The sequence below is a fragment of the Nonomuraea antri genome, from assembly GCF_013283785.1.
Lineage (GTDB): Bacteria > Actinomycetota > Actinomycetes > Streptosporangiales > Streptosporangiaceae > Nonomuraea > Nonomuraea antri.
The window spans coordinates 1-18,023 of sequence record NZ_JABCPZ010000038.1; the positions used below are offsets into that span (position 1 = coordinate 1).

Genomic DNA, 18,023 nt, shown 5'->3' on the forward strand with positions numbered 1-18,023 from the left:
GGGCCATACCGGGACGTCGCCGGGCTCGGCCGGGCGGCCGCCGCCGGGCTGGGTGACGTTCGGGTCGAACAGCGGCGCGGGTGTGGCGCGGCCTGATCCGACCTGGTCACGGCGTAGCGGAGGCGACGGCGGGGCGGTGGGAGGGGGAGGCACCGGCGCGGACATTGGCATGGGCGCGGTGTCCTTCTCGCCGATGCTCAGGTTCCTGGCGTCCGGTCCGCGAGTGTCCGCTCCGCGAGTGTCCGGTCCATGGGCGTCTGGCCCGTGGGGGGTAGGTCCGTAGGTGGCAGATCCGCTGGTGTCCGGTCCCCGGGTGTCCGGGCCGTGAGTGTCCGGGCCCCGGGTGTCCAGGTCGCGGGCGTTCGGGTCGAAGTAGTGGGCGGCCTGGGGCAGGCCATCGAGGCCGGTGGCGGGTGGTCCGAAGAAGCGGGCCAGGTCCGGCTCGTCGGCGTCGGGCTCGGCCTCCAGCTCGCCCGTGGCGGCCGGCCATGGTGGCACCGGGTTCGGGTCGGTGACCGGGGCGGGCCAGACCGGCATGCCGGCTGCGGCGGCGGTGAACGCCGGCGGCGGATCCCACGTCGGGTGCCCGCCCGCGCCTGACTCAGGCGCCGCCCACCTGGGCTGCTGGACCGCGTCCGACTCAGGTGCCGCCCACGGCGGCTGCTCGGACCCACTTGTCTCAGGCGCCCACCTGGTGGGTTCGGACGCACCTGGCTCGGGCGCCCACCTGGTCTCTTTGGACGCGCCTGGCTCGGGTGCCCACCTGGGCTGCTCGGACGGGTCTGTCCCGGCGGTCCACCTGGTCTCTTCAGGCGCACCTGCCGCACGAGCCCGCTCGGACGCGCCCGCCTCGACAGCCCACCGGGGCTGTTCGGCGATGCCGGTCTCGGCGACCCAGCTAGGCTGCTCGGGTACGACGGGGTCGGGCGTCCAGCCGGGCTCGTCGGGTTCGACGTCCTCGGCGTCCGCGAACCAGTCGTAGGCCGTCGCGTCGTCACCCGAGACCTCCCACGGCTGCGTGCCGGGGAAGGCGGGCAGCTGCGGCAGCTCGGACGTCTCGTCGTCCGGGCTGGTCAGCCCGGGCGGCGGCCCGTGGAAGACGGGGATGGGATGCTCGCCCGTCGATTCGTTGTGCCCGTCGGTCTGACCGAAGCTCGGCGGGGGCGTCGCCGGTGCGACCGAGCCGTCGGCTTCCCTGCGATCGTGCTCAGACCCGGGTTCCTGGCCACGCATAAGGGCGAGCCTAGCGAGAGACGCGAGATCGTTATATGCGTATGGGCGTTCCCGGTCGCTGCGGCCGTCCTGTTTGGGGGGTTAACTTGCCGAAGACCCCTTTCAAACTGCAGGGCTGCCAGTCACGCTCCGGTGTTCGAGCGCCTTGAACACGGTCGCCTTGGTGATGTCGTCGACCGCCTGGAACAGCAGCTTGGAGCCCTTCTTGTCCGGCTTGCTGCCGTCCTTGTTCTGGAACCACACCAGGATCGCGTAGTGGCCGTGGGTCCAGACCTTGGCGCCACCGCTGCCCGAGCCGAGGAACTTGGTGACCTCGTCCTTGCCGGCCAGCGGCTTGACGTAGCTCTTGGAGCTGCCCGCGGCGGCGACCTTGCCGGCGGTGCCGCTGGTCTTGAGGTTGGCGACGCCGACCGTGCCGATCACCTTGCCCGCCTTGTCGCGGAAGCTGGCGCGGATGAACTGGGTGCACTTGCCGGACTTGAGCGCCTTCTGGAGCTTGTCGCCGAGCACCCCGTCGGTGCACTTCTTGTCTTTGCTGGTGATCGTCATCTCGTACGAGCGGCCGGTGACCGTGAACTTCTTCGCCGCGAACAGCTCCTTGACGGTGAGCGGTTCCGGGTCGTTCTCGCGGTCGACGGCGTAGCCGTACTTGCCGGTGGGGCCCGAGGGCAGGGGCGCGGACGAGTGGCGGGCCGCGCTCGCGGCGCTCGGGTCGGCGCCGCCGGACTTCCACATGATCACAATGCCGCCCACGAGCAGAGCCAGCACCACGACACCGCCGACGGCGAACCAGAGCGGCCCGCGCGAGGAGCCGCCCTCGTCGTAGGGGCTCCACATCCGGCTCTGCTGGCCGGCGGCACCGTCCTGCTCGGAGCCCGCGGGACCGGCGGCACCGGCAGTGGCGGCAGCGGCGGCGGCCTGCTGCTCCTTGCGCTCCTTGCGCGAGCGGCGTGGGGTGCTGTCGTCCGTGCTGCTTTCACTCTGCTCGGGGAAACCCATGCGGAGACATTACCGTGACGAACGTCATCGGGTTCCGAAGTCCTGGGTCCACCATGGGCCGTTCGGGCCGGAGGCCACGCCGACGCCGATCGCGCGCAGGCCGCAGTCGAGGATGTTCTTGCGGTGGTCGGGGCTGTCGAGCCAGCCGCGCACGGCCTCGTCGGCGGTGGCGTAGCCGTTGCCGATGTTCTCCGCGGCGCCCCACGGGTAGCCCGCGCGCTCCATCCGGTCCCAGGGGGAGGCGCCGTCGGGCGAGGCGTGCGTGAGCGCGCCGGCCCTGGCCATCTCCAGCGAGTGCGTACGGGCGCTGGCCGCCAGCCTGCCGTCGACCCGCAGCGGGGCGCAGCCGTGCTTGGCCCTGGCCGCGTTGGTGAGCGAGACGACCTTGGCGGCCAGCCCGGGGATCACCGCGACGCGCTGCCCGTCGTCCTGGTCGCCGAGGACCTGGGTGGGGTCGTCGAGCGCGTCGTAGCCGGAGATCTGGTCCTTTGGCGGCCTGGTGGGCTTGACCGTGGTCTTGCCGCGGGCCGTGGGGTTGGGCGTGGCCCTGGCGATGCGGCCCGCGTTCGGCTGCATCTTGCGCGGCTGCTGCTGGGGCGGCTGCTCGCGGGCGGCCGCGGGCGGGGCGGTCTGGCTGAGGTAGACGTGGCCGGCCGGCTCGGGGTCGTCGCTCAGCCGGCCGATCAGCACGCCGGTGAAGAGAGCCGACATGAGGCAGGCCAGCACACCCAGGCGGTTCCGGCGCAGAGAGCTCCGCTGGGTTTGCCGGGTGTGAAAGTACTGCCACATACCGCAGTCAACGATAGGGATGTCAGGTCGTGGGGAAGAAGGGGTCCCAGGGAACCGAAATCGAACCGTTCTATGTCCGGTAGACTCACGGCAGGGTTACCGGTCTTTTGACCAGCACGCCTGCGGGCGGGTAACCTAATCGTTCGTTGTGTGCATAGGTCCAGCGCGACCGATGCGCGGCGCGTCCGGCGTCATCTCCCGTAGTGGAGACGGAAGGTCCGGGCCGTCGTGTGCCCGCACCGACCGACCATGTAGCTGTCGCATCCGACAGCGCCGAAGACGCGAGCATAAAGAAGGCTACGACCGTGCGCACGTACTCACCGAAGCCCGCCGACGTCCAGCGTCAGTGGTACGTCATCGACGCGACCGATGTCGTGCTGGGCCGGCTGGCCAGCCACGTCGCGACCCTGCTCCGCGGCAAGCACAAGCCGATCTTCGCGAACCACGTCGACACCGGTGACTTCGTCATCGTCATCAACGCGGACAAGATCGCGCTGAGCGGCAACAAGCTTGAGCAGAAGAAGGCTTACCGCCACTCGGGCTACCCGGGCGGTCTGCGTTCCGTCAGCTACGGCGAGCTCATGGAGAAGCGGCCGGAGAAGGCCGTCGAGAAGGCCGTCAAGGGCATGCTGCCGAAGAACTCCCTCGGCCGGAAGATGGCCAAGAAGCTGAAGGTCTACGCGGGTTCTGAGCACCCGCACCAGGCCCAGCGGCCGGTGCCGTTCGAGATCACCCAGATCGCCCAGTAGTAGTTCGAAAGAGTTAGAGGAGAACCGTGGCTGAGCCCACCGGTGTCGAGACGGCCGTCGAGGCCGAGCTGGAGGACTACTCCGGCGAGGACTTCCCGTCCGAGTACACCACCGAGTCCGCTGCCAGCGCTGACGCTCCCGTGCGCAAGCCCGTCACCACGGGCAACTCGTACGGCACCGGCCGCCGCAAGGAGGCGATCGCCCGCGTGCGCATCGTCCCCGGCACCGGCAAGTGGACGATCAACGGTCGTTCGCTTGACGTCTACTTCCCGAACAAGGTCCACCAGCAGATCGTCAACGAGCCCTTCGTGGTGCTCGGCGCCGAAGAGGCGTTCGACGTCATCGCCCGCATCGACGGCGGCGGCGTGACCGGCCAGGCCGGTGCGCTGCGCATGGGCCTGTCCCGCGCGCTGGCGATCCTGGACGTCGAAGTCAACCGCCCGCCGCTGAAGAAGGCCGGCTTCCTCACCCGTGACGCCCGCGCCACGGAGCGGAAGAAGTACGGCCTCAAGAAGGCCCGCAAGGCTCCGCAGTACAGCAAGCGCTAAGTTGGCGCGTCTTTTCGGCACCGACGGGGTACGTGGGGTCGCTGGTCGCGACCTCACCGCCGAGCTTGCCATGGATCTGTCCGTGGCAGCGGCGCACGTCCTCGGCGATGCAGGCGCGTTCGCCGCTACCGGCCGCCGGCCGGTGGCGGTCGTAGGCCGGGACCCGCGTGCCTCTGGGGAATTCCTCGAGGCCGCCGTGGTCGCCGGCCTCGCGTCGTCCGGGGTGGATGTGCTGCGTCTCGGCGTGCTGCCCACTCCGGCCGTCGCGCACCTCACGGCCGCGCTCGGCGCCGATCTCGGCGTCATGTTGTCGGCGTCGCACAACCCGGCGCCAGACAACGGCATCAAGTTCCTGGCCCGCGGCGGATTCAAGCTGTCCGACGCGGTCGAGGACGAGATCGAGCGCAGGCTCGGTGAGAGCTGGAGTTTCCCCGTCGGCTCCTCCGTCGGGCGCGTCCGCGACGCGTACGGCGAGGCCGACCGTTACATCTCACACGTGCTGACCACGATGAACGGGGCGCTCGACGGTCTGAACATCGTGGTCGACTGCGCGCACGGCGCCGCCCACATGGTCGCGCCGGAAGCGCTCGTCCGGGCGGGCGCCCGGGTCGAGGCCATCGGCGCCAGGCCCGACGGCCTGAACATCAACGACGGCCACGGCTCGACCCACCTCGACAAGCTCCGGCAGATCGTCGTCTCGCGCGGCGCCGACCTGGGCGTGGCCTACGACGGCGACGCCGACCGCTGCCTGGCGGTCGACCACACCGGCGCCTACATCGACGGCGATCACATCATGGCCATCCTGGCCGGCGCGATGCACACCGACGGTCTGCTGGCCCAGAGCACGGTGGTCGCCACCGTGATGTCGAACCTGGGCTTCAAGCTGGCCATGCGCGAGGCGGGCATCAACGTGATCGAGACCGCGGTCGGCGACCGCTACGTGCTCGAACGCATGAAGTCCGACGGCTACAACCTGGGGGGCGAGCAGTCGGGTCACGTCATCATGCTCGACCACGCCACCACGGGCGACGGCCTGCTCACCTCGCTGCACCTGCTGTCGGTGGTGGCCAAGTCGGGCGTGACGCTCCGGGAGCTGGCCGAGGTGATGACCCCGATGCCGCAGATCCTGATCAACATCAAGGACGTCGACAAGTCCAAGGCGTCCGTGCCGGAGCTGGTCGCCGCCGTGGCCGAGGCCGAGGCGGAACTCGGTGACACCGGCCGGGTGCTGATCAGGCCGAGCGGCACCGAGCCGATGATCCGCGTCATGGTCGAGGCCGCGTCGGAGGAACACGCCGGTCTGGTGGCCGGCCGTCTCGCCGACGTGGTGCGCAAGGCCTGCGTCTGAGACGTTCATCGGGTACGGCACCGGCGTGCCGTACCCGATGGCCGGGGCTCAGCCCCGGGTGTCGAACGGCGACTCGACGACGCCTTCCGTCATCATCCTGGACAGCATCCGCTGCATCGTCTCGGCCTCGTTCAGGTGCGGGAACGGCTCGTCGGGTACGTCGACGCCGAGGAACCGGCACAGCGGCTCCCAGCCCTCACGCACGTCGAACACCAGCAGCCGGTCGGCCGGCGCGCTCTCCTTGACCTCGGCGACGTGCCGCTCGAACGCCGCCAGGGCCACCTTTTCTTCCGGTACGCCCTGGCCGTACTCCCAGCCGGTCTCGAACGTCTCGTTGCCGATCAGGTCGAGTACCGGCGCGAGTCTGCCGAAGGCGTCGAGCAGAGCGGTGGCGGCGGGTGGCCGGTCGTCGGCCGGCTGCCGCATGGCGGGGCCGGACGCGAGCAGCTTCTGCATGCTCAGGTACCACCGATGCGGATCGCGCACGGTCAGCACGATCTTCGCCTCGGGGAAGGCCTCCGCCTGCTGCCGCCAGAAGTGGCTGGCCGGCCAGTCTTGGCTCGATCGGTAGCCGGCGAACACCTCGTTCCAGTCGACCGGGCCGCCGGATGCGGTGGGCAGCCACCGATCGACGTGCTCGGGTTGCGTGAGGATCTCGAACATGTGATAACAAGGCCCGAATCCCAGCCGTTCCAGCGCGGCCTTCATCGAGGTCGTTCCGGTGCGTGGGAATCCCGCGCCGATCACCTGTAACACGTTTGCCCTCCGTGCCGTCCGTGTTGTCCGTGTCGTTCCGGTTTGCTCGTGGATCCGCCGCGAACGTACGTGAGGCAGGAGTGGAATTCAACACTTGCTTATTTTCCGGATGTCCGGGTCACTCGTCCCCGGTGAGGGAGAACGAGCGCAGCCGCAGGCCCGCCCAGAACACCGCGCCCACGGTCACCACGATCAGGGCGGGGATCGCGAACCCCATCGTGACCTCGGCCTTCAGGAACGGTGAGGTGGTGATCTGGTCGGCGATGGTCTGGCCCCACTGCTGGATGGAGAACTTGCGCGCGCCGGGCAGGAAACCGCCCACCACGCTCTCCCACACCAGCGCGTAGATGATGCCGATGGCCACGGCGTGCCGGGTGACGACGCCGAGCAGCAGGAAGACGGCCGCGTACGCGACGCCCGCCACCAGCGTGCCCAGGGCGTAGCCGGTGGCCAGGCCCTCTTCGTTGCCGACCAGCAGCCAGGCCGCCAGGTACGAGGGAATCGCCGCGAAGACCGCCAGCAGCGAGGCCGCCACCAGGAACTTCGTCTGCGCGATGACCGGGCGGGAGATCGGCTTCGACACCAGATGGATGATCGTGCCGTCGTCGATCTCGGGCGCGATGACGCCGGTGCCGGCGATCACGCCGAGCAGCGGCAGCATCGTGCTGATCGCGAACTTGTCCATGAGGATCCAGGCCGAGCGCTGGTCGCCGCTGCCCACCAGGCGCAGCAGCACGGCCAGGCCGATCAGGACCAGGGGCAGCAACAGGAGCAGGATGATCCGCCGCCGCCCCAGCAGCGCGCGGTAGGTGATGCCGGCGACCACGGTGTTCATGGCCTCACTCCGTTCGGCGGCTCGGTCGCTGGATTGCGCGGATTCATCAGCTGCTCCGGTTGATCAGGTAGGAGAAGACGCTCTCCAGGTCTTCGTCGGCGGGGGAGACCTGGTGCAGGTGGACGTCTTCGGCGCGGGCGACCTTGGGCAGCAGCCTGGCGAAGCGGCGCAGCTCGCCGGCCTGGACCTCCAGCCCGTCGGGGGTGAGCGTGACGCCGCCGGTGGAGTCGTCGCGGATGAGGGCGGCGGCGAGCCTCCTGTCGTCGCTGGACCTGATCTTGAACAGGTGGGGCCGATCGGTCATCAGCCGCCTGATCTCGCGGAAGTTGCCCGAGGCCGCGTGCCGGCCGGACACCAGCACCTCGATGTGCTGGGCGACCCGCTCGACCTCCTCCAGGATGTGGGAGCTGAACAGGATCGTCTTGCCCGCCGTGCCCATGGCCTTGATCAGGTCCATCAGGTGCAGGCGCTGGCGGGGGTCCATGCCGTTGAACGGTTCGTCGAGCAGTAAGACGGGCGGGTCGTGGACGAGCGCGGCGGCCACCTTCACCCGCTGGCGCATGCCCTTGGAGTAGGTCTCGACCCGGCGGTCTTTGGGGTCTTCCATCTCGACCGTGGCCAGCGCCTTGCGTGCGGCCTCCTCGGGATCGGGCAGGCCGTGCAGCTTGGCGGCCGACAGGACGAACTGCCAGCCGGTCAGGAAGCCGTACACGCCTTCCCGCTCGGGGACCAGGCCGATGTTGCGGTAGATGTGGTGGTTCTTCCAGACCGGGCGGCCGTCGAGCGTGACCGTGCCGCCAGACGGCGCCAGGAAGCCGGCCATCAGGTGCAGCAGGGTGGACTTGCCCGCGCCGTTCGGCCCGAGCAGGCCCGTGACGCCGGGGCCGATCGTCATCGTGACGTCGTTGACCGCCACCACGTTGCCGTACCAGCGCGAGACCTGCGAAAGTTCGATCTTCATCGCGCGGCCGCCTTCCTGTAGCGCAGCGCCAGCGCGCCGATCGCGAGGACGATGAGCGCCGCCGTGATCAGCGCCGAGGCCGGCCCTGACGGGTAGTCGCCGCCCTCGATGGCGTGCGACGGCGTGTCGAACAACCACGACTGCACCGAGTCGACCAGCCAGAACGGGTTCATCAGCCAGGCCCACGAGGCGGCGCTCTCGTTGCCGGTGGCCTCCATGGCGCCGTAGATGATCGGCACGGAGGCGAAGCTCAGCAGGTACACGGTGATCACCGAGGCCACGCCGAGCCCGCGCCTGGGCGTGAACGAGGCCAGCGCCAGCCCGAAGGACGACATCAGCACCGACAACAGCAGCGCCATCGCCATCGCGCCCAGGTATTCCTTGGTGGCCACCGGCTGCTTCAGATCGACCAGCAGTTCGCCGACGAAGACCAGCGTCAGCGGCACCGCGATGAGCAGGAACATGGCCACGGTCATCGCGGCGACCTTGGCCGTGACGTATTCAGTGACCGAGACGGGCCGCGACAGGTACAGCGGCAGCACCCGGTGGCGCAGGTCGGGCGCGACCACGGTGGGCGCCTGCGCGGCCAGGAAGATCGCCACGACCGCCTGCATGACCACCGCGAACGCGCTGTACGGGATGCCGCGCTGATTGGCCATGGCCATGAGGGCCACCGACACGATCGCGGGCAGCAGCATGATGACGAACAGCGAGAACGGCATGATCTTGCTGCGGGCGGTGCGCCCGAGCCCGAAGACGCCGCGCAGGCTGTGCACGGCCAGCGCCCTGGTCGAGTAGCCGCGGCCCAGCCGCGGGCCCTCGTAGTGGCGATAGCCGATGTCGTAGATCTCAGACACCCGCGACCTCCCTGAAGACGTCCTCGATGCGGTGGCGGCCCTGTTCCAGCCTGATCAGGCACAGGTCCAGGTCGACGGCGGCGTCGCGGACGGCGTCGAACGTCTCGGTGCCGGCCACCTCGACCAGCAGCAGCCGGCCGTGGGGGGTGACCCGCTGGCCCAGCTCGCGCAGCCGGTCGGCCAGGGCGTCGGTGCCCTCGTCGACCTCGACCGTGATCGTGGTGGTGGCCTGGGTGAACTCCGCGATCGCCGAGGAGCGCAGCAGCCGGCCGGCGTCGATGACGATGACGTGGTCGCAGATGCGTTCGAGCTCGCCGAGCAGGTGGGAGGTGACCAGGATGCTGATGCCGAACTCGGTGCCGATGCGCCTGATCAGCGCCAGCATCTCGTCGCGGCCGCGTGGGTCGAGGCCGTTCGTGGGCTCGTCCAGGAAGATCAGCTTGGGGTCGTGGACGAGCGCCTGCGCCAGCTTGACGCGCTGCTTCATGCCGGTGGAGTAGCCGCCGATCGCGCGGTAGCGCTCTTCGGCCAGCCCGACGTGGCGCAGCACGTCGGCGGCGCGCTCGCGGGCGGCGGTGCGCGGCAGCCCGGACATCTGGGCGAGGTGGACGACCAGCTCGGTGGCTGAGACGTCGGGCGGCAGGCACTCGTGCTCGGGCATGTAGCCGACGAGCCTGCGGATGTCGGCGCCGCGCGTGGTCACGTCGAGATCGAGCACGCGGGCGGCGCCTGCGGATGGCGGTAGCAGGCCGAGGAGGATCTTGATCAGCGTCGACTTGCCCGCGCCGTTCGCGCCGACCAGCCCGGTCACGCCGGGGCCCACGGCGACGGTGAGCTGATCGACGGCGGTGACGGTGGGGAATCGTTTGGTCAGCCCCTCGGTGGCGAGGATGTGCATGATCTCGACCCTAGCCCCCGAGGTGTCGCCGCTGCCTCCGTCAAAAGGAGGAACGGCGTCCTACTTGAGGCCAGAATCTGCGCTGGATCAGCAGCGTGGCCGTGCCCGAGACGATCATGCCGAGGATGTTCACCGCGAGCTGCGCGACCGACGCGGGCACCTCCGGCCAGGCGCCCAGCGCGAGCGCGACCGCCAGGTACCCGGCCGCGGGGACGGTGGTGACCGAGATGAAGACGCCGATCAGCGAGGTCGACTTGCCGCCCGTGATCGACAGCACCCCGGCCACGCCGGCCAGCAGCGCCACGATGAACGACCAGCGGTCCGGCTTCACGATGAAGCTGACCTCCTGGTTGACCTCCAGGTTCGCGTGGCTGATCCAGCCCAGCCAGTGGGAGACCAGCGCGCAGGCGAAGGTGATCGCGATGGCCACGGTGAATCCGATCACCAGCGTCCTGAGCGCCTTGACGATCAGGTGCCACTGGCCGCCGAGCAGCCCGAAGCAGATGGCCGCGATCGCGCCGAACTCCGGGCCGAGCACCATGGCGCCGACGATCAGCACGGTCGAGTTCTGCAGCACGCCGATGCCCGCGAGCTGCGTGGCGATGGCCAGGAACGCCAGGTACGCCCAGGTGATGCGCGACTCGGCGTGCACCCGTTGAGACAGGTCCTCCCAGACGACGGTGTCGTCCGGGTCGCCGGGCGCCTCGTCGATCGCCTCGTCGGCGACCTTGGACAGCGACAGGTCGACCTGCTCGACGGCGATCGAGCCCTCGTCCTCCAGCCACTTGAGCTTGCCGATCACCACGTTGCCCGACTCGCGGGCGATGTCGCACAGGATGACGTCGCCCCTGGGCTCCCTGGCCGCGCCCGGCAGGACGACGATGTTGGTGACGCCCTGGCATTCGTCCAGCACCGCCGTCACCTCGTCGGTGCGCGCCGCCGGGCTGATCAGTCGCAGATGTAGCACCCGGCCATTGTTGTCCATCGAACGTTGACCTGGCATTGACATGCGTCCGCCAGGCTGCCGGCATGACTTCGTTCAAGTGCCACGATCACGGTGAGGACTGCTGGTTCGCCGACATCGACGACCAGGAGTGCGCGGGCAGGTTCGCGACCTACCTCTTCGAGGAGGCCTTCAGGTTCAGGTTCGGCGCAGCCGTACCCGCCTGACGGAGTGGTCGGAGCCCTTCTGCAGCACGAGGTCGGCCCGGCCGCGGGTGGGCGCGATGTTCTCGATGAGGTTGCGCTCGTTGATGTCGCGCCAGACGTTCACCGCGAAGTCCGTGGCCTCCTCGTACGACAGCTCGGCGATGTACTTGAAGTACGACTTCGGGTCCTCGAACGCGGTGCGCCTGAGCTTGTGGAAGCGTTCGACGTACCAGGTGCGGATGTCCTCGACCTTGGCGTCGACGTAGATGGAGAAGTCGAAGTAGTCGTTGACCGCCAGGGAGGTGGGCGGGGCGGGCTGGAGGACGTTGAGCCCTTCGATGATCAAGATATCCGGGCTTTTCACGACTTGTTTCGCGCTGGGGACTATGTCGTATTCGAGGTGGCTGTAGACCGGCGCCGGCACCTCCGGCGTCCCCGCCTTCACCTCCGCCACGAACCTGACCAGCGCCCTGCGGTCATAGCTCTCGGGGAAGCCCTTGCGATGCATGATCCCCTTGGCCTCCAGCACCGCGTTCGGGTAGAGGAAGCTGTCGGTGGTGATCAGCTCCACGTGCGGATGCTCGGGCCAGCGGGCCAGCAGCGTGTGCAGCAACCGCGCCGTCGTCGACTTCCCGACCGCGACGCTGCCCGCGATGCCCAGAATGTACGGCACCCGCCGCTCGGCGTTGCCCAGGAAGGCGCTCAGCACGCTGCTGCGCTGCTTGGACCCGGTGAAGTGCAGGTTCAGCAGCCGGGTCAGCGGGAGGTAGATGTCGGTGACTTCGGTGAGGTCGATGGGGTCGTCGACGCCCCGCAGCTCTTCCAGCTCGTCTGCGGTGAGAGTCAAGGGCGTGTTCTTGCGGAGTTCGCTCCACCGCTCCCTGCTCAGTTCCACGTAGCCGTTGTTCACCTAGGCAGCGTAGCGATGAGGGACAAACTCGATCTTGGCCGGGTGGCCACGTACCAGGCGGACCAGACCAGCGCGGCGAACAGCAGCCCCATCAGGTCGACGTTGACGCCCGGGTCGGACGCGCCGGGCGGGAACCGCAGGGAGCCGGCCGCGATGAGGAAGATCGGGCCGCCGGCGGCCAGGACGAGCAGGCTGCGCGTCCTGGTGGCGACGTGGGCGGCCAGGACGTCCTCGGCGGCCTCCGGGGCCGGCTGACGGGCGATCGCGAACTGGAGCGCCACCGAGGCCAGCGTCAGCACGGCCGCCGCCCGCGCGCTCGGACCCCAGGGCGCCACCAGCGTGACCAGCGCGCCCGCCACCGCACCCACGGACATGACCACGGCGGGCCAGGACAGGCAGTCGTGCGGCCGCAGCGGGAGCGGCGTGCCACGCCACCGCAGCATGCGGACCTCGGCCAGCATCACGCCCAGATACCAGGCGGCGAACGGCAACTGGAAGGTGAGGGAGTAACGGCCCTGCGGGATCGTCAGCGCGAAATGGACACAGAATCCCGCGGCCAGCGCGGCCGCTCGCCAGCGACGCGTCCGGCCCAGATACGTGAGCACGTGGGGGCCGTTCTCCAGGGTGATGTCCAGCAGATGATGCCGTACGAACCGGTCGAGCCTGCGGCGTTTGACGGCGCCGCACGTGCCGGCGGCGACGGCGATCGTGACGGCCATGGCCAATCCCAGAAAGAAAGTGCTCTCCATGGCCCTCTTTTCTGATCAAATGCTGATCATTATGTATCTCAGGAACGAGGTCTGGTGGGCATTGGACCACCGGGCGGGCCGCCCGGGCCCGATGGCCAAACTCGCCGTCGGGTTCCTGGTCGTGGTGCTGTTCGCCGCCATGCTCACCGGCAAGGAACTGTGGGCGCGCGGTTACGGGCGGGCCATGTTGTCGGCGGACCCCATGTCGGCCGATTTCCACGCGCTGGCGGAACGCAGCGCCTTGCTGGTCACCCGCGGGAAGAAGCGGCCCAGGGAATTCATCTACGCCTTCTCCGTCTACAACGCCGGAGAGCCGGATTTACACATCGTCTCGGCCGGGCGGAGCGGCCCAGGGCTGCGACTGCTGGGGGTCAAAGTCGATTACCGGAATCTGCTCGACGACTATCGGCCGTTCGAGAGCGAGGGCCTGCCCGCCGTACTGAAGGCCCGTGAACACGTCATCGTCTTTCTGCGCTATCGCGTCACCGACTGCTCGCGAGTGCCGAAGGGGGTGTGGCCGGTGCCGTTCACCGTGGAGCACGCGCTGGGCGCCGCGATCGTGGACATCGAACCGGCGCCCGAGGCCGTGGACGTCCCCGACGGCCAGGGGTACACGATCGCGCACGGCGCGCCGTACATGGTGGAGTGGCAGAAGTGGGCGGCCTGCGGGAAGCACTGAATCCACAGCCTGTGGACAAAGACGTGGGATTACCGAGACCTTGTTCGGGGAAAGGCAGTGGTCTTGGGGAATTCCGGTGAGGACGACGACCGGGCGGCTACTGTGCGAGATGTAGCGCCTTGGGAGGTCTTGTGGACCGTCGTCGCTTTTTGCGGGCTCTCGCCACCGCCGGGGTCGGCGGCCCGTTCGCAGGGGTCGCCTGCGCGGCCGAGCGCGGCGGCGCCCAGCCCGTTCCCGGCGGCTACGGGCCGCTGCGCGCGGTCGAGGACGAACGCGACGGACGCGTACGCCTGCGCCTGCCCGACGGCTTTCGCTACCGCTCGTTCAGCATGGCCGGCGACGAGTTCACCACCGGCGGCGAGGTGCCCGGCAGGCACGACGGCATGGCCGCGTTCCCCGGTCCGGACGGCAGCGCGATCCTGGTGCGCAACCACGAGGTGAACGGCCCCGTCGGGGCGTTCGGCGACCGGCGGCGGGCCTACGACCCGATGGCCGGCGGCGGCACGTCCACGCTGCGCGTCACCAGGTACGGCGAACTGCTCGACAGCAGGCCCTCGCTGACCGGCACCATGATGAACTGCTCCGGCGGCCCGATGCCCTGGGGAGCCTGGCTGACCTGCGAGGAGACGGTCAACGGCCCCGACGTGGGCGACGACTTCTCCGGCGGGGACAACGCCAGGCTCAAGGAGAAGCACGGCTACGTCTTCGAGGTGCCACTCACCGGCCGCGCCACCGCCGAGCCGATCAGGGCGGCCGGGCGGTTCGCGCACGAATCGGCCGCCTTCGACCCGTCGTCCGGCGCGGTCTACCTGACCGAGGACAACTTCGCCTTCCCCTCAGGGTTCTACCGCTACCTGCCGCCCCAGCACCCCATGCGGGCCGAGCGGTTGCTCGACGGCGGCAGGCTGCAGATGCTCGCGATCAAGGGCGCGCCGCGCACCGACCTGTCCGGCCGGCAGCGGCTCGGCAGGACCTACCCGGTGCGCTGGGTGGACGTCGACGACCCCGACCCGTCGTTCACCGGCAGGCCGGCCAACGAGACGGCCGTCCAGGCGGTGGGCAGGCAGGGCCGGGCGGCGGGCGCGGCGATCTTCTCGCGGCTCGAAGGCGCGGTGCACCACCGGGGCACGATCTACTTCGTCTCCACTCAGGGCGGCGCCGCCGCGCCGGGCGACGAGCCGCCGCCGTCGGGGTTCGGCGAGGGCCGCGGCCAGGTCTGGGCCTACGACACGCGCGGGAACGAGCTCAAGCTCGTCTACGCCTCGCCTCGCGCCGCCGTGCTCGACCTGCCCGACAACATAACCGTCAGCAACCGGGGCACGCTCGTGCTGTGCGAGGACGGCGACGGCCACAACCACCTGCGCGGCCTCACCACGACGGGGGAGATCTTCGACTTCTGCCGGCTCGAACCCGTGCCCGGCGACGCCGGCGCCGAGTTCGCCGGCGCCACGTTCGGCCCAGGCGGGCACACCCTGTACGTCAACGTCCAGTCCAAGCGCGGCACCTCGTTCGCCATCTGGGGCCCGTGGAACCGCGGCCTGTTCTGATCCCGCAGGCCGTAGCCTGGGGAGATGATCCTGGGCATCGGGGTGGACCTCGTGGACATCGACCGCTTCGGCAAGGCGCTCGCGCGCACGCCGCATCTGCGTGAGCGGCTGTTCACCGAGGTGGAGAAGGATCTGCCGGTGCACTCGCTGGCGGCCAGGTTCGCCGCCAAGGAGGCGGTGGCCAAGGCGCTCGGCGCGCCCGATGGGCTGGGCCACCTGGAGGCCGAGGTGCGCTGCGACGAGCTGGGCAAACCCGAGCTGCGCGTCACGGGCAACGTGGCCGAGGTGGCCTACGGCCTCGGCGTCAAGCGCTGGCACGTCTCGCTCAGCCACGACGGCGGCATGGCCGTGGCTTATGTGATCGCGGAGGGATAGCTTCGGATCATGCGCACTGCCTACACCGCCGACCAGATCCGCGGCGCTGAACGCACGCTGATGGCCAGGCTGCCCGAGGGCACGCTGATGCAACGCGCCGCCGCCGGACTGGCCGCCGTCTGCGCGCAGTCGCTGGGCAAGGTGTACGGCACGCGCGTCGTCCTGCTGGTGGGCAGCGGCGACAACGGCGGCGACGCGCTCTACGCGGGAGCCCTGCTGGCCAGGCGCGGAGCCAGGGTCGGCGCGGTGCTCGCCGGGAGCAGGACCCACGAGGCGGGGCTGAACGCGTTCCTGGCCGCCGGCGGCCGCGTGTCGAGCGCCGCCGAGCTCGACCGCGCCGACCTGGTCGTCGACGGGCTGGTCGGCATCGGCGCGACGGGCGCGCTACGCGAGCCGTACCGGGAGATCGTGCGGACCGCCAACGACGCGACGGCGCCCGTCGTGGCGGTCGACGTGCCCAGCGGCGTCGACGCGAGCACCGGAGTCGTGGCCGGCGCGGCCGTCGTGGCGGCCACCACCGTCACCATGGGCGCCTACAAGACGGGCCTGCTGGTCGATCCCGGCGCCGGGCACGCGGGCCGCGTCGAGCTGGTCGACATCGGGCTCGGCCCGTACCTGCCCGAGCCCGACGTCGTGGCGCTGACCGGCGACGACGTCGACGACCTGCTGCCCACGCCGGGCGCGGAGTCCGACAAGTACCGGCGCGGCGTGCTCGGCGTCGCGGCCGGCAGCGACCTGTACACCGGCGCCGCGGTGCTGGCCGTCGGCGGCGGGCTGCGGGCCGGCGCGGGCATGGTCCGCTACGCCGGCCCGAGCCACCCCGTCGCGCAGGTGCGCGCGCACTGGCCGGAAGTGGTCATCACCGAGCTGGACGAACCGTCCATCGAGCACGTCGGCCGGGTGCAGGCCTGGGTGCTCGGCCCCGGCCTCGGCACCGGGCGATGGGCGCACGAGCTGGCCGCCCGGGTGCTCGGCTCCGACGTTCCAGTGCTGATCGACGCCGACGGGCTGAGCCTGGTCGCCAAGGACCGCTCGCTGCTGCGCCGCCGCGCCCCCGTGCTGATCACGCCGCACGCGGGCGAGCTGGCCAGGCTCATCAAGGCCGACCGCGACCAGATCGAGGCCGCCAGGCTGGAGCACGCGCGCCGGGCGGCGGCGGAGATGGGCGTCACCGTGCTGCTCAAGGGCTCGACCACGGTGGTGGCCGAGGAGTCGCGGCCGGTGCGGGTCAACGAGACGGGCACGCCGTGGCTGGCCTCCGGCGGCACCGGCGACGTGCTGTCCGGCGTGGCCGGGGCGCTGCTGGCCCAGGGCATGAGCTGTTACGACGCGGCGTCGTGCGCGGCCTACCTGCACGGGCTGGCCGGGCGCGCCGCGGCCGACGGCGCGCCGCTCACCGCGGCCGGCGTGGCCGCCGCCGTGCCCGCCGCGATCAGGGTCGTGCGTGGTAATTCACACTCGACCACGTGGGGGAGCTGACAGACTAGAAGGATGTACTCCCCGATGGCGACGCCCGCCGAGGCGCGGGTCGATCTGGGCGCGATCAGGTACAACGTGGCGCTGCTGAAGGAACGGGCGGGCGGCGCCGAGCTGATGGGCGCCGTCAAGGCCGACGCCTACGGCCACGGGCTGGTGCCCGCGGCCAAGGCCGTGCTCGAAGGGGGTGCGAGCAGGCTGGGCACCGCGTTCGTCAGGGAGGCGCTGGCGCTGCGCGAGGCCGGCGTCACCGCGCCGGTCCTGGCCTGGCTGCTCACGCCGGGCGAGCCGCTCGAACGCGCGCTGCTGGCCGACGTCGAGCTGTCGGCGTCGTCGGTGGGCCTGCTCGACGAGATCGCCGCCGCCGCGCGCGCCACCGGCCGCACCGCCGGCGTGCACCTGGAGGCCGACAGCGGCATGGGCAGGGGCGGCGCGCCGCCCACCGCCTGGCCGGGGCTGCTGGCCAGGGCGATGGAACTGCGGGCCGAAGGCGTCATCGAGGTCGTCGGGCTGTGGTCGCACTTCGCCTGCTCCGACATTCCCCGCCATCCGGCGATCGAGCAGCAGCTCGAAACGTTCGAGACCGCGCTGAAGCTGGCCGAGCAGGCGGGGGCCGCCGGTTCCCACGTGATCAGGCACCTGGCCAACTCGGCCGCCATACTCGACGTGCCCGCCGCCCGTTTCGACCTGGTCAGGCCGGGCATCGCCATGTACGGCCTGAGCCCCATCCCCGAGCTGGGCGATTTCGGGCTGCGGCCGGCGATGACGCTGGTGGCGAAGGTGGCGCTGGTCAAGCGGGTGCCCGAGGGCTCGGGGGTGTCGTACGGGCACCTGTACGTCACGGACCACGAGACCACGCTCGGCCTGATCCCGCTCGGCTACGCCGACGGCATACTCAGGCACGCCACCGGCAGGGCCGAGGTGCTGGCGGGCGGCCGCCGGCGGAAGATCGCCGGCCGGGTGTGCATGGACCAGTTCGTGATCGACATGGGGGACGACCCGCTGTCGCCAGGCGACGAGGTCGTGCTGTTCGGGCCGGGCGACCAGGGCGAGCCGACCGCTCAGGAATGGGCGGATACCCTCGGCACGATCACGCATGAGATCGTGACCAGGATCGGTTCGAGGGTGCCACGGGTCTACTGACCTCGCCCCGGAGCGGCAGCGG

20 protein-coding genes are annotated in these 18,023 nt (G+C 70.4%); 9 read left to right on the forward strand and 11 right to left on the reverse strand.

Annotation, left to right across the window (positions count from 1 at the left end; translation table 11 throughout):
• The 3 genes from HII36_RS15290 to HII36_RS15300 form a co-directional block, all read right to left on the reverse strand.
• Nucleotides 1–1,233 (reverse strand): hypothetical protein (locus HII36_RS15290; RefSeq protein ID WP_173523839.1); only part of this gene is annotated, 1,233 nt, incomplete at its 3' end.
• A gap of 102 nt (nt 1,234–1,335) precedes the next feature.
• Nucleotides 1,336–2,232 carry a hypothetical protein gene (locus tag HII36_RS15295; RefSeq protein WP_173523840.1) on the reverse strand — a complete coding sequence of 299 codons (897 nt, stop codon included), beginning with the start codon at nt 2,230–2,232 and terminating at the stop codon, nt 1,336–1,338.
• A 24-nt stretch (nt 2,233–2,256) separates the two neighbouring features.
• On the reverse strand, nt 2,257–2,943 hold the full coding sequence (locus HII36_RS15300; RefSeq protein ID WP_173523841.1) for a CAP domain-containing protein: 687 nt from the start codon (nt 2,941–2,943) through the stop codon (nt 2,257–2,259).
• Nucleotides 2,944–3,326: 383 nt separating this feature from the next.
• Here HII36_RS15300 and rplM point away from each other — a divergent pair, with 383 nt between their 5' ends.
• From rplM to glmM, 3 genes are read left to right on the forward strand one after another with little or no spacing between them, the layout of a single operon-like run.
• The gene (rplM, locus tag HII36_RS15305; protein WP_173523842.1) at nt 3,327–3,770 is read left to right on the forward strand and encodes a 50S ribosomal protein L13; all 444 of its coding nucleotides are present in this window, start codon (nt 3,327–3,329) and stop codon (nt 3,768–3,770) included.
• A 26-nt stretch (nt 3,771–3,796) separates the two neighbouring features.
• Entirely contained in the window at nt 3,797–4,318 is a 522-nt protein-coding gene (gene rpsI, locus HII36_RS15310; RefSeq protein WP_113700205.1) for a 30S ribosomal protein S9, read from the forward strand.
• Between the two features lies 1 nt (nt 4,319).
• Nucleotides 4,320–5,666, forward strand: a complete 1,347-nt coding sequence (gene glmM, locus HII36_RS15315) for a phosphoglucosamine mutase (RefSeq protein ID WP_173523843.1) — start codon at nt 4,320–4,322, stop codon at nt 5,664–5,666.
• Nucleotides 5,667–5,714: 48 nt separating this feature from the next.
• Here glmM and HII36_RS15320 read toward each other — a convergent pair whose 3' ends face one another.
• From HII36_RS15320 to HII36_RS15345, 6 genes are all read right to left on the reverse strand, one after another.
• A complete protein-coding gene (locus HII36_RS15320; RefSeq protein ID WP_173523844.1) occupies nt 5,715–6,422 on the reverse strand; it encodes a sulfotransferase family protein in 708 nt (235 codons plus the stop codon).
• 118 nt (nt 6,423–6,540) lie between these two features.
• Nucleotides 6,541–7,257, reverse strand: coding sequence for an ABC transporter permease subunit (locus tag HII36_RS15325; protein WP_173523845.1), 717 nt, complete (start codon nt 7,255–7,257; stop codon nt 6,541–6,543).
• Nucleotides 7,258–7,303: 46 nt separating this feature from the next.
• Nucleotides 7,304–8,218: an ABC transporter ATP-binding protein gene (locus tag HII36_RS15330; RefSeq protein WP_173523846.1), complete on the reverse strand. Its 915-nt coding sequence runs from the start codon at nt 8,216–8,218 to the stop codon at nt 7,304–7,306.
• Nucleotides 8,215–9,075, reverse strand: coding sequence for an ABC transporter permease (locus HII36_RS15335; RefSeq protein ID WP_173523847.1), 861 nt, complete (start codon nt 9,073–9,075; stop codon nt 8,215–8,217). The genes HII36_RS15330 and HII36_RS15335 overlap by 4 nt, the downstream gene beginning before the upstream one ends.
• Nucleotides 9,068–9,973: an ABC transporter ATP-binding protein gene (locus tag HII36_RS15340; RefSeq protein WP_173523848.1), complete on the reverse strand. Its 906-nt coding sequence runs from the start codon at nt 9,971–9,973 to the stop codon at nt 9,068–9,070. The genes HII36_RS15335 and HII36_RS15340 overlap by 8 nt, the downstream gene beginning before the upstream one ends.
• Before the next feature lie 40 nt (nt 9,974–10,013).
• Nucleotides 10,014–10,940: a DUF389 domain-containing protein gene (locus tag HII36_RS15345; RefSeq protein WP_173523849.1), complete on the reverse strand. Its 927-nt coding sequence runs from the start codon at nt 10,938–10,940 to the stop codon at nt 10,014–10,016.
• A 62-nt stretch (nt 10,941–11,002) separates the two neighbouring features.
• Here HII36_RS15345 and HII36_RS15350 point away from each other — a divergent pair, with 62 nt between their 5' ends.
• Nucleotides 11,003–11,143 carry a hypothetical protein gene (locus tag HII36_RS15350; protein WP_173523850.1) on the forward strand — a complete coding sequence of 47 codons (141 nt, stop codon included), beginning with the start codon at nt 11,003–11,005 and terminating at the stop codon, nt 11,141–11,143.
• Here the strand turns inward: HII36_RS15350 and coaA are convergent.
• Nucleotides 11,115–12,017, reverse strand: a complete 903-nt coding sequence (gene coaA / locus HII36_RS15355) for a type I pantothenate kinase (protein WP_173523898.1) — start codon at nt 12,015–12,017, stop codon at nt 11,115–11,117. The two genes, HII36_RS15350 and coaA, sit on opposite strands and share 29 nt — an antisense overlap.
• A gap of 11 nt (nt 12,018–12,028) precedes the next feature.
• Entirely contained in the window at nt 12,029–12,751 is a 723-nt protein-coding gene (locus HII36_RS15360) for a hypothetical protein (protein ID WP_173523851.1), read from the reverse strand.
• Between the two features lie 49 nt (nt 12,752–12,800).
• Between HII36_RS15360 and HII36_RS15365 the strand changes: the two genes are divergently transcribed.
• The 5 genes from HII36_RS15365 (at nt 12,801) to alr (ending at nt 18,001) form a co-directional block, all read left to right on the forward strand.
• Nucleotides 12,801–13,460, forward strand: a complete 660-nt coding sequence (locus HII36_RS15365; RefSeq protein ID WP_173523852.1) for a hypothetical protein — start codon at nt 12,801–12,803, stop codon at nt 13,458–13,460.
• A gap of 131 nt (nt 13,461–13,591) precedes the next feature.
• Entirely contained in the window at nt 13,592–15,007 is a 1,416-nt protein-coding gene (locus HII36_RS15370) for a PhoX family protein (RefSeq protein ID WP_173523853.1), read from the forward strand.
• Nucleotides 15,008–15,031: 24 nt separating this feature from the next.
• On the forward strand, nt 15,032–15,382 hold the full coding sequence (locus HII36_RS15375) for a holo-ACP synthase (protein ID WP_173523854.1): 351 nt from the start codon (nt 15,032–15,034) through the stop codon (nt 15,380–15,382).
• A gap of 9 nt (nt 15,383–15,391) precedes the next feature.
• Nucleotides 15,392–16,861, forward strand: a complete 1,470-nt coding sequence (locus tag HII36_RS15380; RefSeq protein WP_173523855.1) for an NAD(P)H-hydrate dehydratase — start codon at nt 15,392–15,394, stop codon at nt 16,859–16,861.
• 24 nt (nt 16,862–16,885) lie between these two features.
• Nucleotides 16,886–18,001, forward strand: a complete 1,116-nt coding sequence (gene alr / locus HII36_RS15385) for an alanine racemase (RefSeq protein ID WP_173523899.1) — start codon at nt 16,886–16,888, stop codon at nt 17,999–18,001.
• Nucleotides 18,002–18,023 lie beyond the last annotated feature (22 nt).